Origin of the sequence: Paenibacillus tritici, assembly GCF_018207515.1 — a bacterium.
GTDB classification, from domain to species: Bacteria; Bacillota; Bacilli; order Paenibacillales; family Paenibacillaceae; genus Paenibacillus_AQ; species Paenibacillus_AQ tritici.
In genome coordinates this window covers 3373692-3397720 of record NZ_CP073365.1, presented here as the reverse complement: position 1 = coordinate 3397720, position 24029 = coordinate 3373692, and the positions used below count along the sequence as shown (strand labels likewise).

Here is a 24029-nt window from a genome sequence, read left to right as displayed (position 1 = left end):
CCTCCTTGCGTTTGTCTTACATATTTACGATTAGTATAGAGTGCATTTCATACGGAGTTACTACGGATAATTGCGATTCAGTTATGCCGTAGGCTTCCATGCCCCGGCGCTGGAATTCCTCGAAATCATCATCAAATAGATTGTAGTCGCTGATATCTTCATTTGACATTGCTATTCACTCCCTCATTTTTGTCATACCATCTCGGCTGCCATGCCTTTGCTGCCAGCTCCTGTGGCTTGAGTTGCTTGTGATAGCCCATGTTATACAATGCCACTTTGCCGTATCGATTTACTTTAACCGGGATCATATTGCGCTCCTGGTTGTTGCGTGTGCTATATACTTGCCCATCCTCACTCACAAAGTATCCGGGCCAGCCTGTTATGGGTTTAAGTGGAGGGATCATCGGTTATGACCTCCAGTTTGTCTAAACGGTAATAGTCCGGCGCCTGGCCTTCAAAACGCGCTTTAACTCTGGGGTTCTCCCATACTTCCCCGATCAATCCGGGATGGTCCTTATGCCGTACCTTATCCCACAGTTTGATGTCTGGCTGTACTGGTGGTGTGGGGTCAAACGTGCCTGACTGAATGCGAGCGACAACCCATTCGTATGCTTCATATCTGCCTCGACTGTATGGGGATGTCCGACAATCAAATTATTTCATCTCTGCATTCAAACATTTAAGCAGCTTATCTGCATCAATTAGTTTAGGCATTGTCTGTTTCCTCCCCTGGTTGGTGGTTCTGGATCCTTTAGATCGCCAAACATATCAAGCGTGGTGTTCATCCCATTTAAGTGTCCTTGAATTGAGTCAAAGGATTGTTTCATGCTCTTAAACATTACTGACAATTCCTCGATATCCTCTTGGCTCAACTCTTCGGTGTCTGGCTGTACTGGTGGTGTGGGGTCAAAGGTGCCGTATTCTATCTGTTGCAGCACAACATAAAGCGCCCCGCCTACTGGACCAGGATATTTGTTTTTCATGTCAGTGAGATATGAGATAAGTTTTTCGCTGTCTATCATCTTAGGCATTGTCATCACCCTTTCTTCTTTGTGGGCCATGCGAATATCATCTGGCAGACCAATATACCGAGTGAAAAGCTTGCAAGGGCTAATACGATTGCGTCTCCTTTAGGCATCTGCTTTATCCTCCCCTGGTAGGTTGATATGGGCGTAATGAGTGACTTCCTCTACCATGTTGTTAAGGCTATCGTTTGAATCGTCTCTCCATATCCCTCCATCGTATCTACAAGTCCAAAACAGACCATCCACATCTACCACGAGGAATGTCTTTTCTTCGATTTTTTCTTCAGTCCGTTCAAACGCTAGTCTTTCGTATATTTTCCAAGGTATCATGTGGGTTGTTCCTTTCTTTATGGGGAGCCAGATAACCCCTAAACCATTATCCGGCCCCCGCATTCGCTGGGATTATTCCGCCGGATGGTTGCCTTCGGCCGTAACCTCACCTTTCGCCCATTGAGCAAATGATCTGGGACTCAGTGTAAGTATCCATCCTTTATTTGGACCCGCAATCTGCTTGTATTTGACCCCATCCCGCATTTTCCCATACATCCAGTCCATGTAAGGAGCTCCTGTTTTTAAAACCTCGCGGGCCGAGTATGATCGGTTGCCCGTTTTTCCGTTGTGATAGGTCACGCCAACTTTAATATCTGCTTGTCGCATATCCTCTTATCCCCCTCAATCTATTCCATCAGTTCTTGTGCATACTGAAGTTGTTCGTGCGTGATCTCCACATTCACCGGCTCGTAATATTCGCTTACTGCTTCGAAATCCAGTGACATAAACGGATCGGGACCATACTTCTCAGTAAGCACACGTTTCAGCTCTGTATGCCATTTCTTGTGTTCTTCAAAATCCGCGGCGGTTGGAGCAAGCTTATCTTTGCGCACAATCATATAGGCGTTCTGAATGTCGGCTATGGTAACGTCCAGGTTCTCATCGTCCCAATCTCCAACGTCAGCATTTGCTGCAAGATACCGTTCTGCGTTCGTCTTGTTGCGCATCACCATTACTGAGACTTTATCCATTCTCTTCTCCCCCTTATACCTCTGAATCGTCTTCAAAGCAGCCTTTCACTAAATCATAAAGTCGAATTGCTTCCCAAAATAAATCAGTAGTAATTTTTATAGACAAGAGTGGTTCCCAGCGTGCATCATATATGAACTCAACTCTGGCACTTCCGCCTGTTTCATCGTCAAAAGTGAATTCAAATCCGTTATCAATCTGCTGCAGTTCCCGTTCATCAATGCTGTAGCTATGGCTTAGCGCCGCCTTTACCGCCTGCTTAGCTACATCAGCGGGTGTGCCATTCAACCAAATGATCAATACGTTTTCCATCTGTTAACCCTCCCTTATACCTCTAGTAGTTCTGGATTAGTGTAAACATCACCGATAATCTTCAACTGCCGGTATCCATTCTGCTTGCAGTTATCCCAGTGCCAGAGAGGAAACTCCAGTCCGATGCTCAGTGTGCCGCTGCCGGATATGACCTTCACTCCCCATTGATGATGGCTATCCAACCAAAGGACCTGTAATACTGAAACTCCATCATCAGTGCAAAGGTGTCCGTCATAAATCTCCGTTTCTTCTACATCATCTAACCCGGTGTACTGCATCACATTGAATGCACGCTGCTCCGGCGTACCGGGGAATATCTCCCACGCTGGAAGGTCGAATATGTCTCCCCATTGCAGCATCCGTTTGCCCAATATATCCCACACTCTAAATTTGTACTCTCTGCCCATCGTGTATCCTCTCCCTTTGGGGTCTATGCCCCTAAATTAATCCTTTTTTATCCAGATACATTGCTATAATGCCGGACATATTCGCAACGGATACCTTTATCATCTGTTCCTCTTCTGTCTGCTGCTCCAAATACCGGTTAAGCAACTTACGAAGACTTTCGTTCTCTTCGATTTCTAAATAAGCTGTGAGCAATTCAATCATTTGTGAGAGCACCACTGGTACCTCATAGACTCCTTGCTCGTTTAGCTCCAGGCAATACTTCACCATGCTCTTTAACATGGATTCTTGCATAAATACGGATGCCATGTGTCTTAGCCCCCTTATAAGTTAAGTACCAGACCTGTTACGGCCTCCGCTACGCTGAGCTGATTCAGTCGATATGGAGGCCTGACGGCCGTTATAAGCCCAGTACAGCGAGTAGTGCCGTCTTACATATCGCTTCTGGTGCGGTGTCTGCCTGTTCATTCCACTGCGTGCCACGGTAATCAAGAGCGCAATCCCATTTCTGGTAGAAGCCTACGTTTATCTCCATGCCCATTTCGATGACCTTGTTCAGCACTTCCCATGCTGCGGATATGTCTGTTGAAAATGGTCTATTGTCATTCCATGCTTCTTCCTCGGTCTTGCGCTCTCCAGCATTCCAATAGCCACCATCTACAACCGGATCAAACGATTTGTCCACCAGCATGTAATAGCATCGTTCTGGAACGTCTTTGTCGAAACGGTAGATGCTCCAACCCATTACATGCTCAGCGATCAACTTGTCTAACTCCGGTCCCGGCTCCATCGCCAGTATCTCTTCCCTTGTGAGTGTCATTGGGCCTCCTGCTCTTGGGTGAACCGTATGCGTCTATTGCTTACTACTAAGCGTGATATATGCCGCCTCTGCCCTCTCTCGGGGGCTCGCGGTGAGTAGTTTAATGATCTCAGTCGGTGTCCATGGTGCAAAATCGTCCGCATTAGGATTGGTTACCTTGCTCAAGTTGAGAAGATAATCTACCTGAGATTTTTCTATGGCTGCTGTCTGTACCTCTAGAGAGGCAGCAGGGTCAGAACTCCAGTTAGGTACTGATTTCCATGTGTTTTCTGGCTTGCGGTCATATCTGCCTGTAAAGCCCGGGCCAGTTAACTGATATAGCGGTGCCCCGCCGCCTTCTTTTGCATCGTGGCTCTGTATAACCGTGTACCCCATCAACTCCGCCAGCTTACGGTTAAGCTCGGCGTTGCTCCATTCCTGTACCTGTGTCATGGCTGTGTCTCCCCGGCTTGATTTGTTAACCATTTACCTTTACCGATTCCACATGCGACCTCATAAGACCAGTAGGAAGGGCAGTCTGTTGTATCTGGCTGCATCCGTGTATCTCCAAGACTCTCAGATACGCATGTCGTGGTGTCAGTACGCTCAGGGCTCCACATATTCCAGTAACAATCAGTGCAGGTGCAACATCCATTCCATTCAGGGTCCTGCGTGGCCGCGATTCGAGCAAATACTTCTTCGATACTCTTCATGATTCCTTAGCTCCTTCCCTAATTGATTTCCGGAGTTGTCGGTTCATTTGCAGTAATATGTCCGCGTCCGTCTGTGATTTGATTAGTTCTTGTTGTTGCCGGGCTATGGTCTGTTGTGCCTCTGCCAGTTCCCTGCGCAACAAAGTGAAATTCTCCTCAGTAAATTCAGTTGAATCAAGATTATTGCGTTCATTGCAGAAATCCCGCCAAGCGTATGCATCAGCTTCCCACTCTTCGGTTTCTTTCAGCTGGTTCTCTGCCTCTTCTAGAGCAGCCAGCAAGCCCGTAAGCTCACCCACGGTCATAAATGTAATGTCTTCAGGCGATAATCCCTCGTAACGCCCTTTTAGCTCTTGTATCCGTTCTGGTGTGGGTAAGGAAACTTTTCCTGCTTCATTCATGCCCTAGCCGCCTCTCCCCGGGTTATCACGGTTAAATCCGGACGGAATCCACTTGCAGCGCCATTATCAAATTCAACAGTTCCAGTACAAAGTATCTTTGTAATGACATGCGGTGCCTTGAAGTCGAATCCAGCACTGATACAGCCGCTTCCCAGGCGCGTTATCATCACGGTGTCCCCTACGTTCGCGCCTATGCGTTCCACCTCTTCAGCGATCTCCTGAGCGTTGTAATGCGCTTCGTCAATCTGATTGGTCAGCAGCCGGTATACAGTTCCTTCTGGGGTCTTGACCTGATACAAGTCAGGTCTGCCGCCCTGGTGGTAGATGTCGTAATAGATGATGCCGCCTTCAAGTTCTTGCCCGCAGCATGGGTGATTTGGATCAATGATTTTAACCTTCATTGCTTATCAGCTCCTTTATAGGGGCGATTACGCCCCTCTTATTTATGAGAACGATGCTTCTGGTTCTTTGTCAGGTTTAATTTCATCGCCTTCAGAATCAGAATCAAGAATTAGCTTCGTTCCATTTTGGTTGAGTTTCATCAGGAAAATTGAGAACTCATCCAAGTGTCTTAGGGAACTTATGTCTTGAATAGAATGGCGGTCGATTGTCCATTCGCCTTTATCGTATTTAGGCCATGTGTGGATTCCGATTTCAACGTTCATTTTCTCGTCATGCTCGCATTCAAATACTAATACCGCATGCTTCACACTGCTCCAAGACCGCTCTTCGTTGTATTCAACTTCAAAACGCACATCCACATATTCGTAATAAGGTCCTTCGTCGTAGCAAACCTCAAGACCATCTGTTTCAACGTTTTCTTTTACATATTTCATCCAACGATCAAACAATTCAGTTACTTTAATAGTTTTCATTTCATCTGGAATCATCAGATTTTTGAAGTTTTCCAGCATCTTTTTGTTATCTAGCGCCGTATTCTTCAACACATCTACGAGTACCGAATCCAGTTTCACGATGTATTCTGAATAGTCATAGGACTCAAGATAAGGGATCATCACGGACTTAACCTTGTCTTCAATAACTTTTGTTACATCACCATAAGATCTGAACATACTTTCCAAAGCGTTCACTACGCCTTTTTCGAGTTGCTCTCCAATAAGTTTCTCAATGGTTCCATCTTCGAGTTTTTTAGCGATAACGTCCTTAATGCTATTTTCCAACGACATATAATTCGCTCCTTTTTATTATGATTTAACGTTGTTATCCGAACTTGATCGACCTATCACTGGGCAATTTGAATGTATTTCAGCGCAATCCTATTTTTGTATTGGCCTATGGTATTCGCTGATACCCCAACCGCTTTCCCGATCTCACGATGCAAGTAACCACTCATCATCATTCTTACGGTCTCTTGCTCCACCGGAGTCAAAGCACATATGAACTGATCAACCACAAACTCCGTATCGTCTTCTTCAGCTGCGATCGTTTCGGCTAAACCAAGCTCAGTTCCATCCTTGAATTTGATCATGCGGTCTAATCTTGTGATTGATTTCGGCTGCAACCCTGAATGAAATGGGATGTGAATCAACTGCGCTCTAGTCTCCAAGTACCTAAGGATAAAGCCTTTTATATATGGATATGCAAACGTGGAAAACTTCTTGGCTGATGTTTTGCCGGGGTCGAATCTGTCATAAGCAATTAATAAACCAATGGTTCCCTCGCTGACCAGATCGTCCGGATCAATGCCATGGAATCTCAAATGTCCGAATTTCTTCGCAACCTCATGAACCATTTTATAGTGATTCTGGTAGCACTCCTCTTTTGTACCTAGCTGAGGGTGACTATCCCTTATCCGTTTTGTTGGAAGCTTCTTCAATGTCGTTCCTCCTTAATCCTCGAACCGCTCACCATAACTGTAGACTGGTGCTGGCTCTGCTGCTCTACCCAACGCATCTGCCATCATGCTGGCGAATATCGCCATATCCTTATCTTCAAAGGATTGCAGCAAGCGTAATTCCTTAGCCTTGAGACTTCGTCCTGCTGCGGCTGAGAGCAAATCGATAACCGGTTTGATTTGGTTCTGGCGTTCTTGTTTTTCTCGTTCCTTATTGGACTGGATCGCCAGTTTCCGGTTATGTTCATCCCAATCTTGCTCATCGAAGTAAAAGTAATCGCCATATTTTTCGCGATAAATTGAAATCCAGAATTGAAGTAGTTCATCGGTCGTTTGGATCTTATCGTGGCAGGGCCAGCAGACCCTTAAGGCGTTGCTCTTAACGCCCCGTCCCTTCCGCCCTCTCGGCCAGACATGGTGCGTAGTGGTGGATGGTGCAATCTTGCAGCAGGGGCATAATTCACCTTGTTCGGCTATAACTTCTGCAAGGACATCTTTATCAAAGTCGCACCGATCTTTTGAGCTCTGTCCTGGTTTGTGATGAGCAAGGAGATCTTTCTTCCATTCCGGGACTTCCTTCTTCGCCTTCGGTTTTTTAGATCCTAAACTGTTATAAGTCTTTTTCTCCTTAACCTGCTTTTCAGGTTTCCAGAATGTTTTGTGCTCTCCCATGCTCTTTTACACCTCCTATATTTCTATTTTAGGGCTATAACAATGCTGTTCCGCCGCGCCGTTACTGCGGTTTTACGAGATCCGTTCCAAATAACCGGCTTGTTCGAGCGTTAAGTAATGACGGTCGCGCTCGGCTGCGGTAAAGTGAATCGGCAATACGGTATGTGCTGCATAGAATGCAATTGCTTCTTTGATCTCCTGCGTCTCATTGTCCAGTTCAGCAAGGTTAATTGTTTTCTTAGGCATAGGACCCTCCTTTCACATGGTCAGGAAATTTTTCCTGAAGTATATAGTTTCTCTGGCAAGTCAATGAACTTGTGATCAAACGTCACGCCCTTATCAATCCAAATATACAATCGCCCCTTCCCTGCCTCTTCGAACGCCTTTGTGTGCACTAGCCCAATGGGGTATGTGTATTTAGGTTGTATTTCTTCTTTAACATAGGCTTCAAGTCGAGCGATTAAATCCATAGCTATCCCTCCTACACATGATTACTTAATTTCGTTATGTCGTATTTATATATTCATTATAATTCCGTTATTTCGTATCGTCAATATAATAATTACGAAATTGCGGAATTATAGTTCTTGTGATAGAATCTACTCATTGGAGGTGGAAGAACGCATGGTTTCAATAATTCTTAATGTTCAAACGCTCATTGATGAACGGGGTTGGACTCAAAAGCAACTGGCTGAAAAAACAGGTATTCGTAGGGCTGCTGTAAGCGAAATTTGCAATAACATGCGAACCTCAATTAACCGTGAACATCTTGAGAAAATAGCTGAGGTTCTTGAATTGAAGGATATCAAAGAATTGATAGAGTTAAGGGTGGAGCAAGAGGAATAAATCCTCTATGCTCCTTTTGTTTTTCTGACTGGTGCATTATGTGGTTTGCTGTTATGATCCCAAAATGTATCTTGTGGTAGCTCGCGGTATTTCTGCAGTTCTTCATCAGATAGATAATAGCGTTCGTATGTGCCATATGGACCTCTGACCGTTTCAACTTCGCCAGGACCTAACACTTTCGGTTCTTCCATAACTACTCCTTACTTTCTGGTAGAACCAATATGTCATCGACTATTTCGAATTGAAGTTGATTTGGATCTTGCTTCATTCCCCAGTGACCATTCTCTTTCAAAATATCCACCACCCTTTGTACATAGGATTCATCAGTGCTTATTACGAGATGTGCTTGTTCAGCTACCTTGCCATCAAGTTTCCGAAGTCTACCGACTTTCCAGAGTAGTCTAGATAGGTCACTCTTTTCTCCTTCGTCCAGATATTCCTCGATATCAGCATTTTTAATGACAGTAAACTTCATTTCCATTCCGGAGAGCTCAGTCATTTTAAACTTCCTTTCACGTTAAATTTCTGTTCGATAAGGTTGTATAATGTACTTGCTGCTCTCACTTTCTTCGCCTCGGAATGTTACAGCTGTCATCTTCCCGGAATACTCAATCGTTACAACATCCGAGTCTATGGCTTTTAGGAGATCAAAAATGTATTTGGCATTTAATGAAACTGTGAACGGTTCTCCCTTCAGTGATAGAAGTTGAAGATCCCTTTTGGCTTTCCCCATGCCTTTGCCGTTACCTCGAATAGTCAGTTCTGTTTTTGAAGCAGTTAACCGAACCTGATTCTTTTTTTCTTCCTTTGCCAGGGTGTAAATCAGATCTAAAGATTTTGAAAATTCCTTTTTATTCACTTCGATCGTTGATACAGTTTCAACCTTTGATAGCATCCTTTCAATGTCGGGAAACCTTCCTTCGAGCACTCTTGAGTAAAAAGTGAAGCGATCTGTCTTGATGAAGACAACAAACACCTCGCCTGACTGTAGCTTCGAAAAGCCGAATTGAATCTCATCTTTGTCATATAGGATTTTCTCCAGTTCAGACAGCCCCCGTGCCTCGACGATTGCATCCCCAAAATCCCTTACATCCATTTGCCTCCGCACCGAAGCAACTCTATTTCTGTCTGTAGCCAAGAATTTAATCTGATTATCAGACAAAGAAATGTTTACGCCCGTTATTTCTGGCATCTTCGTTTCTGTTGCAACCGAAAATACTGATTTTTTAATGAATTCCTTCAAGCTCTTGCCAAGCATTATTGTAGTGTCTCCCCAACTTACATCAGGAGGCTTCGGGAATTCTTCGGGGTCGAACCCGGATATCTCGATCTCTTCATTCTTGTTAAGGATTGTGATCTCACAATCCTTTCCAACATCAATTTCTATCTCTCCGGTCAATTTTCTGATTAATTCCAGGGCGATTTTCGGAAGGACAATTGCGCCGGGCCGAATGATTTGAACATGCTCATCTGGGATATAAGCCTGGATCATTGCTCTCTCGCTTGCTCCAGTAACATCTATCCCGTCATTCGTGGTCTGGATCAGGATACCGGACATTATTTCCATGACCGGCTTTGGCGATATGGCCTTGTCAGCGTCTGCTAGCGCCTCTGAAAGCAAGGCACTGTCTACAACTATCTTCATGCGCTTTAACCCTCCCTGCGGCGATTCTTGCCGCCTACATGTAGCACTTCAACAAAAGGTTCAATCCGTTCAAATATACGTTCGACCTTCGTTTCATTTTGACGAGGGTCCATAACTTTGGCATCCTTGACATTTAATAAGTGCTGTTTTAATTCCTTCATGCTCAAATTGGATGTGTAGATTGTCACTAACCTCTCCATACGGCGCTGAAGAATAGGTCCGAGTATTTCATCCCTCGTCCAAATGGTAAGGGCCTCCGCGCCAATATCGTCCAAGATGAGTACAGTCACATTTTGTAGTGCCTCTAGCTTTGAAAGGACGGTTTCTGTTTTTGAACTGATCGCATCCTTCGCCTCAGCCATAAAGTCCGGTACATAGACCATTGCAACATCTACGCCCTGAGAAGCCAGTTCTTGAGCAATCGCTCCAGCTATTTGACTTTTCCCTACTCCGAACTGACCGTAGAGATATATGCCACGTTTACTCTTTCCGGCTTTATAATTCGCACAGAACTCCATGCATTTCGTAATTGCTGCTACTCTGTGCGAGTCAGGTTCTATATCCTCAAATGTTGCATTCACAATATGCTCAGGTATGAAATGGCTTTTGATCTTCTCCGTAACCTTCTGACGTTTCTCGTAGGAGAGAAGCAATGGGCATTTCTGGAGCCTGAAAATCAAGCCTTTGTCGTCCTTTGGATTTTCCTCTACAACGCTGCAGTGACCTATGTGGTCGTTCTGACAGGCTGACAATCCTTTGCATGCCTTGCAGTTATCCGAGACTGCAATATGGCGCGAAATTGATCCGTAATTTGTCGGATGAGTCAGCATGTCGGTTCGCCCAGGAAAATTTTCCTTTATGCGAATCACTTCCGGATGTTCCTCAAGTTTTTTCGTTGCTTGAGCTTGGAATTCTGCGAATCCTTTCGGAATTAATTTCTTAAGTTCATCGCCCATACTTTCCATCAAGCCTCAACTCCACGTTTGGCTTTTAGTTTCTCAAGTGTCTTACGATACTCATCTTGGCTGATTTCAGGAACGCTTTCCTCAAGCACTACTGGATCGGAGGATTTGTCCTCTTGTTTGGCAAGCAGTCCATAAATCGCCCCTTCGCAGTAACTCAGGCTTTTGATTGAGTCTTTTTTATGCTTTGGCTTGAATTTGTCGAATGATTGATTGATACCTTCAAGCGCTATAGTCAGAGGCACTCCATCGGCAATGAGTTCGCTAATGAATGCCTCATCCTTGATGGTAATAATCAGCCCACTGCCTTTTCGATCAAGGTAACGGCTTGTAACTGTATTACGATAATCTAACTCAGCAGCTTTCCGGTTGGAGTCGGCATCCCCGGCAGGAACGGCATCCTGGCTATCTGGTTTGATTTCATTTTGAGATCCTTGATTCATAATTGAGTCCTCCTTTAAACAACAACTATTACTACTGTCTTTAATAATGTTTTTAAAAGAACTGTCTTTAGGGACCTCCTCAGCCTTACAGCCGCAAGGGTTTGAAGCACCTTCAACTTCATGTTTTGTGAAGTTTTCTTCTTCAATAACTTCATGTTTTGTGAAGTCTTGGTTCACGTTTTGTGAAGTTTCATCTTCTTGCTCTAATACTGAAAAGTTCACGTTTTGTGAAGTTTTTCGTTTTATATTCAGATGGATAAGCGCGTTAAATCGCTCCGTTTCCCAGCCCATGACAGGGGTAATCTGCCAAAGATCATAGTCCTTATTTATAGAAAATAGCTTTTCTTCCCTGTCCCAATTGATTACCTTCGCGCTCTCCAGATGCTTGAGCTCGTTTTTAATATGGGTCGCTGGTACTCCACAAATCTCAAAATCTTTTAATTTTGGGATGTACGCTACTTTGAGATTACATCCATAGGACATCCTCCAGATGAATAGCAGGATGTCCTTCTGACGCTTCGTAAAGTTCCGGCGTATCAACTCTTTCCATAAATCATTGGCAAGCCTGACAAAGCCTTTCTCTGGCTGTGTGTCCGCCAATCACCTCACCTCTCCTGCCGAACCAGTTGACCATATAAAAAGGCTGTGATACGATAAATTAAATATATTTTGATTTGCTTTTAAATGGCCGCGTCCCTCAACGTGGTCATTTTTATTTCAATACCTTCGATTAACCCCTCTAATTCTCTCGTTACATCTCTCAGTTGCCCACTTGCTTGATCGATTAAATTAGGAATATCTCCTATGACACCAATGTATTGACGCAAAGATCTAATGCGGATCTCCAAGGTGCGTTTTCGAAAAAGGGCATCTATGATTTCGATTTCAGCCGGATTGAGATCCAACCGAATAAGGTCAACACGAAGCAATCCGTCATTCAGGATATCATGCAAGATTGCCACTGCGTCAAAGTGAGTCTCTGCTTGTTGTGTCATTTCAAACTGTTCGCCTAAGGCGATAACGGGAATACTAAATTCTTGCATCTCTACCCCTCCCTGGTTTGTAAAAATTTCTCCAGGATATTAATTTCCCAATCAATTTCAGCAGATTGCAATCCTCGTCCAACAAAACTTTTCAGTTGATTCATTCTCTTCCATGCGTCATGGCGCTGTTTCAGGCGTTCATCCGTCATCACATGTAGTCCTCCGGTTGAAAATCTTTAATAAATTCAATGGCATCTTCAAAATCGATCCGGCGAATATGGCTGTATTTTGCTACACTGAAGTTCTTTTTTAAGTTACTCCAGATCAAACGGCGATATCTGCCTACCATTTCTTTAAATTTCATATCCGAATCTTTGAACCGGTGCTTTGTGAGTTCATTCGATTTCACCCTCACAGCCGCCTGCACTAAGTCGCATTCGGCATCAATGAGAGTAACGCTGTCACGGACTTCCTGTACCATGATCTGGCATTCTTCAAATTTTTCGTTCACATCCAATTTCATTTCCTGCATGTTCTCGTGCATGGATTTCATTTCTTCAAACATCATCCGAACCGCAGTCCCTTGAGCCTCTGACTGCTTCAACTGATTTTCCAACATAGCGAGCATGTTACCTTGATTCATTAATGACATCAGCTTCTACCACCTTTCTACCGTTTACAGCCGGCCGCATTTGATCAATAAATGTTTGAAGCATGTCCAGGCTTTCATTGAAGCGTTTCTTTTCGCTGTTTGATGCTGAAGCGACTGATCCAAGATTGAGAGTGGTAATAGCTGCTTTTTGAAGGAACTGTTTTACATGAATGCTCATCTGAACTGTATTTGTGTCCGCCTCACAACGTAGTTTTTTCAATTGGGCTGCACGCTGCTGATCATCAAAGTTTTCAGGCTGTTGAAGCTTCAAGGTCTCCAGTTCCTCTTGGATTCTCTTGTAGCCAGCATTCAAATCCTTCACCTTCTGAGTTTCAGCTTCAATTTCTCTCTTCCACTTCGCGTCACGCTCTTTAAGGGCCTTCTGAGCCTCCTTCTCCTTCTGAGCAATAAACACCTCATTCTCTTCTTGCTGGCGCTCTATGGCGGCGTGGACCGCCTCTTCGAGTTGATCAGCAGGTATAGCGTCACTGTACTGCTTTCGAAGGTCCTCTTTCTCCCTCTCGGCAGCTTCAGCTCGTGCATTTGCTTCTGCCGCCTCGCGTTCGGCCAGTTCCATGCGTTCACGGGTTTGAACGAACGCCTTATGAGTGCTAATCATCCCGGCATCGAGCTGTTCAATGATTTCGGTAGTGGCGTTTTCGGCGATAAATTTCGCCTTATCGTAATTCCGTCCACTCCCGAATCCAGCCTGATCAGCAACGATATCTCTGACCTGCCCTTTTTCTCCCTCGGGCAAATTTTCCTTCCCTGGCGCTGTCATTCGCTCTTTGGCCTTGATTCGTTCTAACTCTTCTACCTTTTTGCCATAAGCGATCCGTTCCGAGAAAGTAAAATCCCGGCGATGTTCGTTCTCGCTGATCTCCAGCTGAAGGTGATGAGCGTAATCGCGAACATCCATCACGTTAACCTCTACTTCTTGTCTTCCCAGGTGCTGGTGAGCCCTCAGGCGGCGTTCTCCGGCGATTAACTGATAGTCAGAGGTTATGACAATCGGATTGATCAGACCGTTCTGTTCAATGTCCTGGGCCAGTTCTTCGATGCCTGAAAAGTCCTGCCGGATGCGATCCGTTACTTTGATTTTGTTGATATCAATGAGCAATGTAATTCTCCTTTCTTATAGAACTGACAAGCAGTAATTTTCAACCCGGTTCAGTGTAACTCGATGAGGCTTGACCTCGCGCTGTTGCAACATAGCCTTAAGCTCCAATGTCTTAGCCCGTGCTAGACCAGCTTCACGTAAGGCAATCTTGTCTCCGGCATCCAGCCCGGATGCTATTACTCTTGATAGAGCTTCATAAGCAATTTGTAAATCTTTTTTCAATCGAATTCTCCTTTCAGGAATAAAACTCTATGATGTGGTAAGTATGGTTTGTGGAGGGACAACTAAGAACTGCAACTGGCCCTCTCTTGCTTTGCGATCCAATCAATTAAAGTTGATTTTTGTATCCGACGAACTTTGCGAACTTTAATGCTTGGAATATCCCCTTCTTTACACCAGCGATAAACAGTGTTCCGAGTAACCCCTAAGTAATCTGCCACCTGGTCAGGTGTGCAAATTTCCGGTAAATCTTCAAATCGCATTTCAACACCTCCAAACTCTAATTATTTTTAGAGTTTTGTTCAAAAAAAAGGATATCGCTGAGATTGCATTCTAAATAGTCAACAATTAGTACTAAATGACGCAATCTCATTTCTTCAGGTTTCAGTTCCATTTTGGCATACGTGCTTGGATGAACATTAAGTAGTTCTGCAAGATCTTGTTTACTCTTGAAACGCTTTACCCTCCACTCCCTTAATGTTTTTTTGTTGTCTAGCCCTCCGTTTAAATTGATGTCCGCAACCTTACTTGATTCATTTGCGGTTTCAGTATTTGCATGCATTCTTACTACCTCCCTCCGCTAACCAAATCGTATTCTAAATTTATTTAGATGTCAACGATAAATTACAATACATCTAATAATAATTAGATTTATTGTGGAATAATTAGATTGTACATGGTATGATAAATAAAAAACAATGAGGTATGAAACGTGAAAACAATAGCTTTCGCCACTAATCTAACAAAGTTTAGAGAAGCTCGCGGATTTTCCAAATCAGAATTAGGTCGGAGAATCGGAGTATCCGATGTTTCTATCGGATATTGGGAATCAGGAAAAAGCGAACCTAAAATGGGTTCGGTACAACAACTGGCAGATGCTTTAGGAGTAACTTTGGAGGAGCTTGTTTATGAGTCTTCTGATAAATCTAATGAATTACCAGTAAATGGCGTTAAAGTCAAACCTAAATCTCACCTAATACCTTTGTATGGATCTATTGCCGCTGGATTACCTCTTGAAATGCTACCCGTTGAAGAATACATAGAAATCCCTGAAGAAATCGGGAAAAATCATGCTGATGGATTTCTGCTAAAAGTGAATGGTGATAGCATGAATCGAATTATCCCTAACGGAGCATATGCATTAATTTCACCTAAATCTGTGGAAAACATAAAAAATGGTGATGTGGTTGCCATTCAAGTTAATGGGTATGATGCAACACTAAAAAGATTCTATCGCCTCCAGAATACTGTTGTTCTTGAACCTGATAGCTATAATCCCGATCATGTCGCCCAAAACTTTTCAGGTGCCGAAATGGAGGATTTAAGAATTATAGGAAAAATGGTGTGGTACATGTCCCCACCGAATGCTGATTACTAATTTAAGGAGGGTAAAAATGGCCAAAAAAAAGATACCAGAAGATTGGAAGGAAAAGTATCCCGGGGTACGTGAAAAAAAAGGGATATTCACTTATCGGTACAGCATCCCGACGACTAAAAATGGTAAGCCTAGTAGAAAACAAAAAGAGACACCAGGATTCTCCACCCCCAAAGAGGCATACGACGCTGGAATCTTGATCAAAGCATCGCTTTTAAACAAAACATATTTCGAAAAGACAAAAGCAACACTTGAAGAATACTTACCGATATTTTTAGATTTTTATAGGGATCACAGGAATGTCAAAGAACCTTCTGTGGATCTGCGAAGAAGAAACATCACGAAGATGATTGATCATTTCGGTCCAGACAAGAAGGTAATTGACTTAGATAAGAAAGAGTACCAATCCTTCCTAACTTATTTAAAAAAGGGCGACCCTAAAATAAAAAAGAAAGGTCTTGCTAAAAATACACTAATGACTTTTCATGCATCTGCTTTATTATTTTTTGATCAAGCTATTGAAGATGAAATTATTCAAGTCAATCCAGCAAAAAAAGCCGTTTTTCCATCTTACCTTCAAACAGTGGAAGATATTGAAAATAACGTTGAGCTACCGAAATATATGGAGAAAGAAGAACTGGCGAGGTTTTTAAAGGTTGTCAAAACTTATGGAACTAAGCAAGAGTATAATATGTTTTATTTACTGGCCTATACCGGCTTAAGACTTGGGGAACTACTTGCCCTTGGCAAAGATGACTATAAAAAAGGAGAAAAACTCATTTCCATTACGAAGACCCTCTACTACCGAGGAAGCATATTTAATTACGTCCTCAATACACCCAAAACAAAATCTTCAATTCGTAAAGTTCTTATTTCGAAATCAGTCATTGCTGTTTTAGACGATCATCTCGCATGGCAAAATGAATACAAAATGGAAAATCGAAAAACCTATTATACTCAACGACAATTCCTTTTTGTTAATAATCGTTCTTTACCAGGGCTTCCGGAATCGTTTTTTCATGTCCAAAGTAGAATGAAGTACTTCCTCGAAATAGCAAAACTCATCGATTCTCTCACACCACACTCCTTTAGACACACTCACGCATCTCTGCTGGCAGAAGCGGGCGAAGATTTAGAGGTGATCCAAAAAAGGCTGGGACACAAGAACGACCGGACAACCCGAGATATTTACCTACATGTCACGAAGCGAAGAGAATCAGCAACACCGGATAGATTTGAGTCATTTATGGAGTCTGTGGGTGATGTTGTGGGTAAATAGCAAAAAAACGTTGTTGTTTCGGGGTTTTATCGGCATCATCATCATCCCCATTCCGGCACCGCACATGATCAGCGGAAGAATCAGATCCCGGCTCTGTGTCGTAAGATCCACATGGGAGTATTGGAACAACGCGCCGGAGACCAGGCTGAGACCGCAGACCACAAGCCAGCGCACGCCAATCCGGTCGAACAGGATTCCGGCGATCGGCATCATCAGCCCGGAGGCAATCGCTTGCGGCAGCAGCGTCAGACCGGTGTCGAAAGCGCCGAAGCCGCGGGCCTGCTGCAGAAATTGCGGCAGCAGGAATAACGCGCCGTATAAGCCGAACTGGGCAATCCACTGTACGATAATTCCGGTGGTGAAATCAACAGATTTCAGAATCCGCAGCTCCAGCAGCGGTGTCTTGGAACGCAGCTCTGCAATCACGAAGGCGATCAGAGCAACCGCTCCCAGTCCCAGCCCCAGCAGAGTCTTCTCGGATGTCCAGCTCTGCGCACCCTGGCTGACACCGTAAGTGAGGGAAGCAAAAGCCAACGGACCAAGAACCATCCCGAACTTATCCATGCCGGGCACGCTGTTCTTCGCCGCATTCGGCAACTTGCGCAGTCCAATCAGCACGGCAATGATGCCGATCGGAATATTGATCAGGAAAATCCAGCGCCAGGAATGGTATTCGACCAGCCAGCCGGACAGTACCGGACCAATAGCCGGTGCGAACAGCACCGGAATCCCCATAATGCCCATAACTACGCCAACCTTGCTTTTCGGAGCAAGTCTGTACACGTAGGCCATACCGACAGGGAGTACGCACCCTCCGCCAAGTCCCTGAATTACACGGAATACAATCAGCCATTCGGCACTGCTCGGCGTAGCGCACAGAATGGAGCCTAATGTGAATATGATTACCGCTGTCAAAAAGACCGTTTTGGCCCCGAACCGGTCTGACAGCCAGCCGGACAGCGGAATAACGGAAGCCTGGGCCAGCATATAGCCGGTTACCACCCATTGCAGCGTATGCAGATCGGTCTTGAAATCCACTACCAGCCGGGACAATGCCACATTCATTGCTGTGCTGTCCAGGACAACCATAAATACCCCGGCAATAATCGCCAGCAGCGGAACCAGAATGCCGGACAGCCGGAACTCGGCCTCCTGCTTCAAGGTTTGATCCATGTCTCTTCTCCTCCTGAGCTGTCCGCGCCCAGCATTGACCTGCGGACAGATTTATAGATATAATGAGTGAACGGACAACTGTCCGTAAGTGCAATTCATAGTCTACGGACAATTGTCCGTTGTGTCAATTGATTTATTTGTTTTTCTGTAAATCGCTGATCTGTTTCTGAAAGGGGATCTCATGAAAAAGCCAGACACCGATGCTGCACAGCTCCCGCCGTCAGCTCCGCAAGCCGTAGAATCCGCTCCGCCCGTGTCCGCCGATCCTTATGTGCAGCGGATTCTCGAAGCCGCCCGCCAGTTGTTCACCGAGAGCGGCCTGGAGGCGGTGAACATGTACAGCATTGCGAAGCGGGCGGGGATAGGGCAAGGCTCGCTGTACCGCCGCTTCACGGACAAAGGTGAGATCTGTTCTGCTCTGCTGAAGGGCAGCGCGGACCAGTTCCTCTCCGGTCTGGAGCAGCAGGTCGCTGCCGGCGCCGGTGAAGCTCCGGCCCTGGCCCGGCTGCAGAGCAGCATTGAGCAGATTGCCGATTTCATAGAGCAGTATGCCGAGCTGCTGAATATGATCAAAGCCGAGTTCACCGGCAAGAAGCAGCTTACCCAGTTTGAGCATCCTTTTTTTCAGCGGCTGGGAGTGATGATGACTGAGCTGCTGCAGCGGGCTGCAGACAATGGAGAGATTATTGATATAGATCCGGGCTTCGCAGCTACCGCATTAATCTCAATACTCAGCCCCGATCTGTACTTATATGAACAGAAGCGTAACCATTCCTCCAAGCTGGAAATCTCCCGCGGAATCGTGGCTTTGTTCGTGACAGGCCTCTCCAGACGCTAGAACAGCCTGCTCTTTACAAGAGAGGAATTTATGGTATATTAAGTAGCAATTACGAATTCAATAGCACCTGTTATTTCACTAGGGGAGTCGGCCGACTGAGACGGAGCTTAAGCTCCGGACCCTTGGAACCTGATCTGGATCATACCAGCGGAGGGAAGTGGAGCAGATTGTATCAGTGGCTTCCGCGTCATAGGCCGCAGCTGACTGTACCTTCCGCCCCATTCATCTCCTCCGGGAAATGAATGGGGCTTTTTGATGTTCGTACGGCTGTTAATTGATCCCGGAGGAGGCTTCCAACATAGTCTTATGATTAACCTTACGAATCTGTCCTACGCCTTCGGGTCCGGATCGTCCCGTGCACCGGTATTCTCGGAGCTGTCCATGAATGTTCGCCGGGGGGAATTCATCTCTGTCGTCGGTGCCAGCGGATGCGGCAAAAGCACGTTGTTCAAAATTATCGCCGGCCTGCTTGAGCCTGCCAGCGGCAGCCTTACGCTGAACGGGGTTGAGTCAACATCAGCGGCCCAGAGGCTGGGCCGTGTCGCCTATATGCCGCAGCAGGATCTCCTGCTGCCCTGGAGAACCGTGCTGGATAATTGTCTGCTGCCCTGGGAACTGAAGCGCAGCGTCCCCAAAGCGGACGCCGTTACGCAGATCCGCACCCTGCTGGACCGCTTCGGTCTCACCGAGACCGAAGGTGCTTATCCGCATGAGCTGTCCGGCGGGATGCGCCAGCGGGTGGCCGTCCTCCGCACGGTCGCTGCGGGCAATGAACTTCTGCTGCTCGACGAGCCGTTCGGAGCGCTGGATGCCATTACGAAGCGGGCGCTTCAGATCTGGCTGCTGGAGTTATGGTCGGAGCTGGACAAGACTGTGCTGTTCATCACCCATGACCTGGAGGAGGCACTGCTGCTCAGTGACAGAATCTATCTGATGACCGGCAGTCAGGGCGGCGGGATACAGGAGTTCACTTCCAGACTCCCTCGTCCCCGGCACCACAGTCTGAACTATGAACCGCAGTTTGCTGCCCTGCGTCAGGAATTGGAGCTGAAGTTATATGATAACCGTCTCACCTAGACGGCTGATGCAGGATTACGGCCCGTCTGCCCTGCTGGCGGTGCTGACCCTGGCGGTCTGGGAGACTGTAGCGCGCCTTGGCCTGATTCCTCCATTCATTCTTCCTGCTCCGTCTGCGGTCTGGATGGCCTTGATTGAAGAACGCAGCCTGCTCTTCGGAGTGCATCTGCCTGCGACACTACTGGAGGTGCTCACAGGCTTCGCCCTGTCCGTAGGCTGCGGAAGCCTGCTGGGGACGGGGATGCATCTGTTTAGGCCGCTGGCCAAGGCGCTGTACCCGCTCCTGGTTATCAGCCAGACGATACCGCTAATCGCCCTCTCGCCCCTGTTCATTATGTGGTTCGGCTACACCTTATGGAGCAAGGTGGCTGTTGTTTTCCTGACCGCATTCTTTCCGGTGGTCATCGGCACCTATGACGGGTTGTCCAAGAACACAGACGGCTACCGGGAGCTGCTGCTGACATTCGGCGCGAACCGCTGGCAGATCCTCAGGAAGGTTGGCGTTCCGCTGGCCCTGCCCTCTTTTTTCTCCGGACTGAAGCTGTCGGTTGTATACTGTGTCATCGGTGCAACGATCGGAGAATGGCTCGGGGGCAGCCAGGGGCTGGGCTACTTCAGCCGCAGAATGGCCGGGAATCTGCAGAGCGCCAAGATGTTTGCCGCTGTTGTCTTGTTGTCCGCACTCGGTATCTTATTGTTTCTATCTGTCGCCGGGCTGGAGAAGATTATTCTGAAGAAAAGAGGACGTTATTCATGACTACTATCCGCTATGCACGTAATCTGTACAATAGCATTTCAAGGCCGGCCAAGCTGCTGCTGTCCGCTCTTGTGCTCTGTACCCTGCCGGTCCTGGCAGGCTGCGCCAACAGCAACAGTCCGGGGACTTCCGGCTCCACGGCTGCAACAACTGCGACCTCCGAAGCGGGTGCTGACGGTCCAGCCCATAAGCTGACGATTATGCTCGACTGGTATCCGAACGCTGTCCACTCCTTTTTATACGCAGCTCAGGCTAAAGGATATTTCGCTGAACAAGGTCTTGAGGTGGAGATTCAGATGCCTGCCGATACCAATGATGCGCTGAAGCTTGTCGCTGCCGGGAAGGTGGACCTCGCGCTCAGCTATCAGCCTCAGGTGCTGATGGCACGGGGAGAGAACATTCCGGTCAAATCCATTGCCGCCCTGGTGCGGCATCCGCTGAATCATCTTATGGTAGCCGCTGACAGCGGAATTACCCGTCCGGGAGAGCTGTCAGGCAAGCAAGCCGGATATTCCTCTGTTCCGCTGTATGAAGCCATGCTGAAAGCCATGGTGACAAGTGACGGCGGGGACGCCTCATCCCTGAAGCTGATCGACGTTGGCTTCGAGCTGATTCCCGCGCTCTCCACGGGCCGTGTGGATGCCATAATGGGCGGCTTCATCAACCATGAGCAGCTCCTTCTGGAGCAGGAAGGCCATCCGGTACGCTCCTTCAATCCTGTGGAATACGGGGTTCCCGATTATTATGAGCTGGTGCTGGTCGCCAGTGAACAGGGACTTCAGGATTCGCAGGGGTATTACCAAAAATTCGTGGAAGCCATACGACAAGGCCAGCAGTTCGTAGCCGGGAACCCGGATGAAGCGCTGAAGCTTCTGCTGGAGCATCAGGAGGATACCGCTCCGCTGGATGAAGCGATTGAACAGCGCAGTCTGAAGATCCTGCTGCCGCTGATGGATGCCGGCTCTCAGCCCTTCGGCTATCAGGATGGGGCTACATGGGAGAAAGTAAACCAGTGGCTGGGCGAGAACGGACTGCTGGCGCAGGAAGTGGATATTAAGAACGCTTTTATTAATTTCTAGATTATACCCTCAGGAGGAATTCATATGTCTTATCTATCCAAGGTGCGCCAGGCGAATCCGCTGGTGCATAATATCACGAATATCGTAGTCGCCAACTTCACCGCAAACGGGCTGCTTGCGCTCGGGGCCTCCCCGTTTATGGCCGATGCGCTGGAAGAAGTTGCCGATGTCGCCGCCATGTCCGGGGCTGTCGTGCTGAACATCGGCACGCTGAATGAAGCCGCCATCGCTTCCATGCTCAAAGCCGGGCAGGCCGCGAACCGGCAGGGCGTTCCGTTGGTACTTGATCCCGTCGGGGCAGGCGCCACCGCCTACCGCACGGAGGTTACCGCCAAGCTGCTCGGGGAGCTTCAGCTTACCGCTCTGCGCGGCAATGTAGCTGAGGTTGCTAATGTCGCCGGCGAGCGCTGGGCGAGCAAAGGCGTGGATGCCGGGGCAGGCGAAGGCGATGTAATCGCCCTGGCGAACAAGGCTGCGCGGAAGCTGAACTGTGTGGTCATCATCACCGGCAAGGAAGATATCATTACCGACGGCAAGCGGACCTATATCGCCAGCAACGGCCACCCCATCCTGACCCGGGTCACCGGAACCGGCTGTCTGCTCAGTGCTGTCGTAGGCGCATTTCTTGCGGCCAGCGGCGGGGGCGGCGATGTGCTGGAGGCGGCTGCCGAAGCCCTCTCCTTCTATGGCGTGGCAGCCGAGCTTGCTGCTGAAGCGGCAGAAGACCAAGGGCCCGGCAGCTTCCAGATAGAGTTCCTCAATCAATTGGCCCTGGTGACTCCGGAGCTATACAGCAGCCGGTCCCGGCTGAAGCTGCTCGAATCCTAGACCGCACAATATCCTAGACCGCATATTACAGAAGGAGATTACACGATGACTAGCATACGCAAAGCGTTAACCATTGCCGGCTCCGACAGTGGCGGAGGGGCCGGCATTCAGGCAGACTTGAAAACCTTCCAGGAGCTGGGGGTATATGGCATGTCCGCCCTTACTGCGCTCACCGCACAGAACACGCTCGGTGTTCAAGGGGTCTATCCCATGGAGCCGGAGACAGTCGTAGCCCAGCTCGATTCCATCGGAAGTGATTTACCGCCGGACGCCATCAAGACGGGGATGCTGTTCAGCAGTGACATTATCCGCATAGTTGCCGTCAAAGTGAAGCAATACGGCTGGCAGCAGCGGCTGGTCATCGACCCGGTCATGGTCGCCAAGGGCGGCTCCCAATTGCTATTGCAGGAAGCGGTGCAGGCGCTGATTACAGACCTGCTTCCTCTGGCACTCGCCATCACCCCCAATCTTCCTGAAGCAGAGATGCTTACAGGCATGAAGATTCACGGACGGCAGGACAGAGAACAAGCCGCAAGGCTCCTCCATCAGATGGGAGCGCAGTATATTGTCTTGAAGGGGGGACATGACCCGGAAGGCGATGAGGCTGTGGATCTGCTCTATGACGGACGGGAATTTCAATATATGTCCAGTCCGCGGATTGAGACCAGACATACGCATGGAACCGGCTGTACCTTCTCGGCAGCGGTGACGGCGGGTCTGGCGCTCGGCCGCTCCATGCCGGAAGCGGTCCGTACCGCCAAGGCCTTCATTCAGGCCGCTATCGAGGACAGTCTGAATATTGGGGCCGGGCAGGGGCCGACCAATCATTTTGCTTACCAGAACCGGATGAGATCCAAGGGGGAACTGCTATGAAACGGATCAACAGCGAGGACATGCGCAGACTTCTGAAGCTGTACTTCATAATGGGCAGCGTGAACTGCAAGCTCTCACCGGCTGACACCTTATCGGCTGCTGCGGACGGGGGAATCACTCTGTTCCAATTTCGGGAAAAGGGTCCCGCCGCGCTAACGGGTGCCGCCCTGCTCAAGCTTGGAGGGCAGCTCAGGGAAACCTGCCGGAATTACGGCATCCCGTTCATCGTAAATGATGATCTGGAGCTTGCTGCCGCGCTTGATGCGGACGGGATTCATGTCGGCCAGGATGATCTTCCGGCCCGCTTGATCCGTCAGCGGCTTGGCGAGCATAAGATCATCGGGGTATCCGCCCATAACCTGACGGAAGCACGGCAGGCCATTGCGGACGGGGCAGATTATCTCGGGGTCGGTCCCGTCTATCCCACAACGTCCAAAGCCGATGCCCAAGCTGTCCGGGGAACGGCTGTTATTGAAGAGCTAAGGCACAGCGGGCTTACCATCCCCCTCGTGGGAATCGGCGGAATCACCCTGGAGAATGCCCCGCCAGTGATCCAGGCGGGAGCAGACGGTATCTCCGTGATCTCGGCCATTGCCGGAGCAGAAGATATCAGGGGGACCACGCGGAGATTCGCGCAGTTAGTCACTGCTCCTTCTCCATAATTACGAACAAAGCTGT

40 protein-coding genes and 1 riboswitch are annotated in these 24029 nt (G+C 47.7%); of the genes, 10 read left to right on the top strand and 30 right to left on the bottom strand.

The features are described 5' to 3' along the window. Positions 1-16: 16 nt before the first annotated feature. The 17 genes from KDC22_RS14385 to KDC22_RS14305 all read right to left on the bottom strand — a co-directional run bounded on the left by KDC22_RS14385 (position 17) and on the right by KDC22_RS14305 (position 7672). The gene (locus KDC22_RS14385) at positions 17-169 is read right to left on the bottom strand and encodes a hypothetical protein (protein ID WP_211723530.1); all 153 of its coding nucleotides are present in this window, start codon (positions 167-169) and stop codon (positions 17-19) included. Between the two features lie 532 nt (positions 170-701). Further along, positions 702-1061: a hypothetical protein gene (locus KDC22_RS14380; RefSeq protein WP_211723529.1), complete on the bottom strand. Its 360-nt coding sequence runs from the start codon at positions 1059-1061 to the stop codon at positions 702-704. A gap of 69 nt (positions 1062-1130) precedes the next feature. Continuing rightward, entirely contained in the window at positions 1131-1355 is a 225-nt protein-coding gene (locus tag KDC22_RS14375) for a hypothetical protein (protein WP_211723528.1), read from the bottom strand. A gap of 72 nt (positions 1356-1427) precedes the next feature. Further along, the gene (locus tag KDC22_RS14370) at positions 1428-1682 is read right to left on the bottom strand and encodes a hypothetical protein (RefSeq protein WP_211723527.1); all 255 of its coding nucleotides are present in this window, start codon (positions 1680-1682) and stop codon (positions 1428-1430) included. 20 nt (positions 1683-1702) lie between these two features. Continuing rightward, on the bottom strand, positions 1703-2047 hold the full coding sequence (locus KDC22_RS14365) for a hypothetical protein (protein ID WP_211723526.1): 345 nt from the start codon (positions 2045-2047) through the stop codon (positions 1703-1705). A gap of 13 nt (positions 2048-2060) precedes the next feature. Next, the gene (locus KDC22_RS14360; protein ID WP_211723525.1) at positions 2061-2357 is read right to left on the bottom strand and encodes a hypothetical protein; all 297 of its coding nucleotides are present in this window, start codon (positions 2355-2357) and stop codon (positions 2061-2063) included. A gap of 14 nt (positions 2358-2371) precedes the next feature. Continuing rightward, on the bottom strand, positions 2372-2764 hold the full coding sequence (locus tag KDC22_RS14355) for a YopX family protein (protein ID WP_211723524.1): 393 nt from the start codon (positions 2762-2764) through the stop codon (positions 2372-2374). Positions 2765-2795: 31 nt separating this feature from the next. Next, positions 2796-3071: a hypothetical protein gene (locus KDC22_RS14350; RefSeq protein ID WP_211723523.1), complete on the bottom strand. Its 276-nt coding sequence runs from the start codon at positions 3069-3071 to the stop codon at positions 2796-2798. Between the two features lie 91 nt (positions 3072-3162). After that, entirely contained in the window at positions 3163-3582 is a 420-nt protein-coding gene (locus KDC22_RS14345; RefSeq protein ID WP_211723522.1) for a BC1872 family protein, read from the bottom strand. Between the two features lie 33 nt (positions 3583-3615). Continuing rightward, positions 3616-4014 carry a hypothetical protein gene (locus KDC22_RS14340; protein WP_211723521.1) on the bottom strand — a complete coding sequence of 133 codons (399 nt, stop codon included), beginning with the start codon at positions 4012-4014 and terminating at the stop codon, positions 3616-3618. Positions 4015-4270: 256 nt separating this feature from the next. Beyond that, positions 4271-4675, bottom strand: coding sequence for a hypothetical protein (locus KDC22_RS14335; RefSeq protein WP_211723520.1), 405 nt, complete (start codon positions 4673-4675; stop codon positions 4271-4273). Then, a complete protein-coding gene (locus KDC22_RS14330; protein WP_211723519.1) occupies positions 4672-5076 on the bottom strand; it encodes a hypothetical protein in 405 nt (134 codons plus the stop codon). Before KDC22_RS14330 ends, KDC22_RS14335 begins: the two co-directional genes overlap by 4 nt. Positions 5077-5118: 42 nt before the next feature. Then, the gene (locus tag KDC22_RS14325; RefSeq protein WP_211723518.1) at positions 5119-5862 is read right to left on the bottom strand and encodes a hypothetical protein; all 744 of its coding nucleotides are present in this window, start codon (positions 5860-5862) and stop codon (positions 5119-5121) included. A gap of 56 nt (positions 5863-5918) precedes the next feature. After that, positions 5919-6512, bottom strand: a complete 594-nt coding sequence (locus KDC22_RS14320) for a sigma-70 family RNA polymerase sigma factor (RefSeq protein WP_211723517.1) — start codon at positions 6510-6512, stop codon at positions 5919-5921. Positions 6513-6524: 12 nt separating this feature from the next. Beyond that, entirely contained in the window at positions 6525-7202 is a 678-nt protein-coding gene (locus tag KDC22_RS14315; protein ID WP_211723516.1) for an HNH endonuclease signature motif containing protein, read from the bottom strand. 72 nt (positions 7203-7274) lie between these two features. After that, complete coding sequence (locus KDC22_RS14310) at positions 7275-7448, bottom strand: hypothetical protein (RefSeq protein ID WP_211723515.1); 174 nt, start codon at positions 7446-7448, stop codon at positions 7275-7277. Between the two features lie 20 nt (positions 7449-7468). After that, positions 7469-7672, bottom strand: coding sequence for a hypothetical protein (locus KDC22_RS14305; RefSeq protein ID WP_076189967.1), 204 nt, complete (start codon positions 7670-7672; stop codon positions 7469-7471). Between the two features lie 142 nt (positions 7673-7814). Between KDC22_RS14305 and KDC22_RS14300 the strand changes: the two genes are divergently transcribed. Continuing rightward, positions 7815-8048 (top strand): helix-turn-helix domain-containing protein, encoded by a 234-nt coding sequence (locus KDC22_RS14300; protein WP_246553569.1) that lies wholly within the window; start codon positions 7815-7817, stop codon positions 8046-8048. A gap of 5 nt (positions 8049-8053) precedes the next feature. On the opposite strand, the gene KDC22_RS14295 is transcribed toward KDC22_RS14300, so the two are convergent. From KDC22_RS14295 to KDC22_RS14240, 12 genes are all read right to left on the bottom strand, one after another. After that, positions 8054-8239, bottom strand: a complete 186-nt coding sequence (locus KDC22_RS14295) for a hypothetical protein (RefSeq protein WP_211723514.1) — start codon at positions 8237-8239, stop codon at positions 8054-8056. A 2-nt stretch (positions 8240-8241) separates the two neighbouring features. After that, entirely contained in the window at positions 8242-8547 is a 306-nt protein-coding gene (locus KDC22_RS14290; protein WP_211723513.1) for a hypothetical protein, read from the bottom strand. A gap of 18 nt (positions 8548-8565) precedes the next feature. Beyond that, entirely contained in the window at positions 8566-9693 is a 1128-nt protein-coding gene (gene dnaN / locus KDC22_RS14285) for a DNA polymerase III subunit beta (RefSeq protein WP_211723512.1), read from the bottom strand. Positions 9694-9698: 5 nt separating this feature from the next. Next, positions 9699-10658 carry an ATP-binding protein gene (locus KDC22_RS14280; RefSeq protein WP_211723511.1) on the bottom strand — a complete coding sequence of 320 codons (960 nt, stop codon included), beginning with the start codon at positions 10656-10658 and terminating at the stop codon, positions 9699-9701. Next, entirely contained in the window at positions 10658-11698 is a 1041-nt protein-coding gene (locus KDC22_RS14275) for a replication protein (RefSeq protein ID WP_211723510.1), read from the bottom strand. Before KDC22_RS14275 ends, KDC22_RS14280 begins: the two co-directional genes overlap by 1 nt. Before the next feature lie 80 nt (positions 11699-11778). After that, entirely contained in the window at positions 11779-12141 is a 363-nt protein-coding gene (locus tag KDC22_RS14270; protein WP_211723509.1) for a hypothetical protein, read from the bottom strand. A 2-nt stretch (positions 12142-12143) separates the two neighbouring features. Beyond that, positions 12144-12293, bottom strand: coding sequence for a hypothetical protein (locus KDC22_RS14265; RefSeq protein ID WP_211723508.1), 150 nt, complete (start codon positions 12291-12293; stop codon positions 12144-12146). Continuing rightward, the gene (locus tag KDC22_RS14260) at positions 12290-12733 is read right to left on the bottom strand and encodes an ORF6C domain-containing protein (RefSeq protein WP_211723507.1); all 444 of its coding nucleotides are present in this window, start codon (positions 12731-12733) and stop codon (positions 12290-12292) included. Before KDC22_RS14260 ends, KDC22_RS14265 begins: the two co-directional genes overlap by 4 nt. Next, on the bottom strand, positions 12711-13853 hold the full coding sequence (locus tag KDC22_RS14255; RefSeq protein WP_211723506.1) for a ParB N-terminal domain-containing protein: 1143 nt from the start codon (positions 13851-13853) through the stop codon (positions 12711-12713). The genes KDC22_RS14260 and KDC22_RS14255 overlap by 23 nt, the downstream gene beginning before the upstream one ends. Positions 13854-13868: 15 nt before the next feature. Further along, complete coding sequence (locus tag KDC22_RS14250; RefSeq protein WP_211723505.1) at positions 13869-14075, bottom strand: hypothetical protein; 207 nt, start codon at positions 14073-14075, stop codon at positions 13869-13871. A gap of 62 nt (positions 14076-14137) precedes the next feature. Continuing rightward, entirely contained in the window at positions 14138-14335 is a 198-nt protein-coding gene (locus KDC22_RS14245; protein WP_211723504.1) for a helix-turn-helix domain-containing protein, read from the bottom strand. A 17-nt stretch (positions 14336-14352) separates the two neighbouring features. Next, on the bottom strand, positions 14353-14634 hold the full coding sequence (locus KDC22_RS14240) for a helix-turn-helix transcriptional regulator (protein ID WP_211723503.1): 282 nt from the start codon (positions 14632-14634) through the stop codon (positions 14353-14355). 150 nt (positions 14635-14784) lie between these two features. On the opposite strand from KDC22_RS14240, the gene KDC22_RS14235 reads away from it, so the two are divergent. Then, complete coding sequence (locus tag KDC22_RS14235) at positions 14785-15450, top strand: helix-turn-helix domain-containing protein (RefSeq protein WP_211723502.1); 666 nt, start codon at positions 14785-14787, stop codon at positions 15448-15450. Between the two features lie 16 nt (positions 15451-15466). Next, the gene (locus tag KDC22_RS14230) at positions 15467-16726 is read left to right on the top strand and encodes a tyrosine-type recombinase/integrase (protein WP_211723501.1); all 1260 of its coding nucleotides are present in this window, start codon (positions 15467-15469) and stop codon (positions 16724-16726) included. Here the strand turns inward: KDC22_RS14230 and KDC22_RS14225 are convergent. Further along, entirely contained in the window at positions 16688-17899 is a 1212-nt protein-coding gene (locus KDC22_RS14225; protein ID WP_211723500.1) for a DHA2 family efflux MFS transporter permease subunit, read from the bottom strand. The genes KDC22_RS14230 and KDC22_RS14225 overlap by 39 nt on opposite strands. A gap of 181 nt (positions 17900-18080) precedes the next feature. Between KDC22_RS14225 and KDC22_RS14220 the strand changes: the two genes are divergently transcribed. The 7 genes from KDC22_RS14220 to thiE all read left to right on the top strand — a co-directional run bounded on the left by KDC22_RS14220 (position 18081) and on the right by thiE (position 24013). Beyond that, positions 18081-18737, top strand: a complete 657-nt coding sequence (locus KDC22_RS14220; RefSeq protein ID WP_211723499.1) for a TetR/AcrR family transcriptional regulator — start codon at positions 18081-18083, stop codon at positions 18735-18737. A 70-nt stretch (positions 18738-18807) separates the two neighbouring features. Further along, a riboswitch (TPP riboswitch) is annotated at positions 18808-18910 on the top strand. Positions 18911-19043: 133 nt separating this feature from the next. Continuing rightward, positions 19044-19814 carry an ABC transporter ATP-binding protein gene (locus tag KDC22_RS14215; RefSeq protein WP_211723498.1) on the top strand — a complete coding sequence of 257 codons (771 nt, stop codon included), beginning with the start codon at positions 19044-19046 and terminating at the stop codon, positions 19812-19814. Next, the gene (locus tag KDC22_RS14210; protein WP_211723497.1) at positions 19795-20571 is read left to right on the top strand and encodes an ABC transporter permease; all 777 of its coding nucleotides are present in this window, start codon (positions 19795-19797) and stop codon (positions 20569-20571) included. Before KDC22_RS14215 ends, KDC22_RS14210 begins: the two co-directional genes overlap by 20 nt. Beyond that, positions 20568-21650: an ABC transporter substrate-binding protein gene (locus KDC22_RS14205; RefSeq protein WP_211723496.1), complete on the top strand. Its 1083-nt coding sequence runs from the start codon at positions 20568-20570 to the stop codon at positions 21648-21650. Before KDC22_RS14210 ends, KDC22_RS14205 begins: the two co-directional genes overlap by 4 nt. Positions 21651-21674: 24 nt before the next feature. Beyond that, positions 21675-22478: a hydroxyethylthiazole kinase gene (gene thiM, locus KDC22_RS14200; RefSeq protein WP_211723495.1), complete on the top strand. Its 804-nt coding sequence runs from the start codon at positions 21675-21677 to the stop codon at positions 22476-22478. A gap of 45 nt (positions 22479-22523) precedes the next feature. Continuing rightward, complete coding sequence (thiD, locus tag KDC22_RS14195) at positions 22524-23351, top strand: bifunctional hydroxymethylpyrimidine kinase/phosphomethylpyrimidine kinase (RefSeq protein ID WP_211723494.1); 828 nt, start codon at positions 22524-22526, stop codon at positions 23349-23351. Then, positions 23348-24013 carry a thiamine phosphate synthase gene (gene thiE / locus KDC22_RS14190; RefSeq protein ID WP_211723493.1) on the top strand — a complete coding sequence of 222 codons (666 nt, stop codon included), beginning with the start codon at positions 23348-23350 and terminating at the stop codon, positions 24011-24013. Before thiD ends, thiE begins: the two co-directional genes overlap by 4 nt. Positions 24014-24029 lie beyond the last annotated feature (16 nt).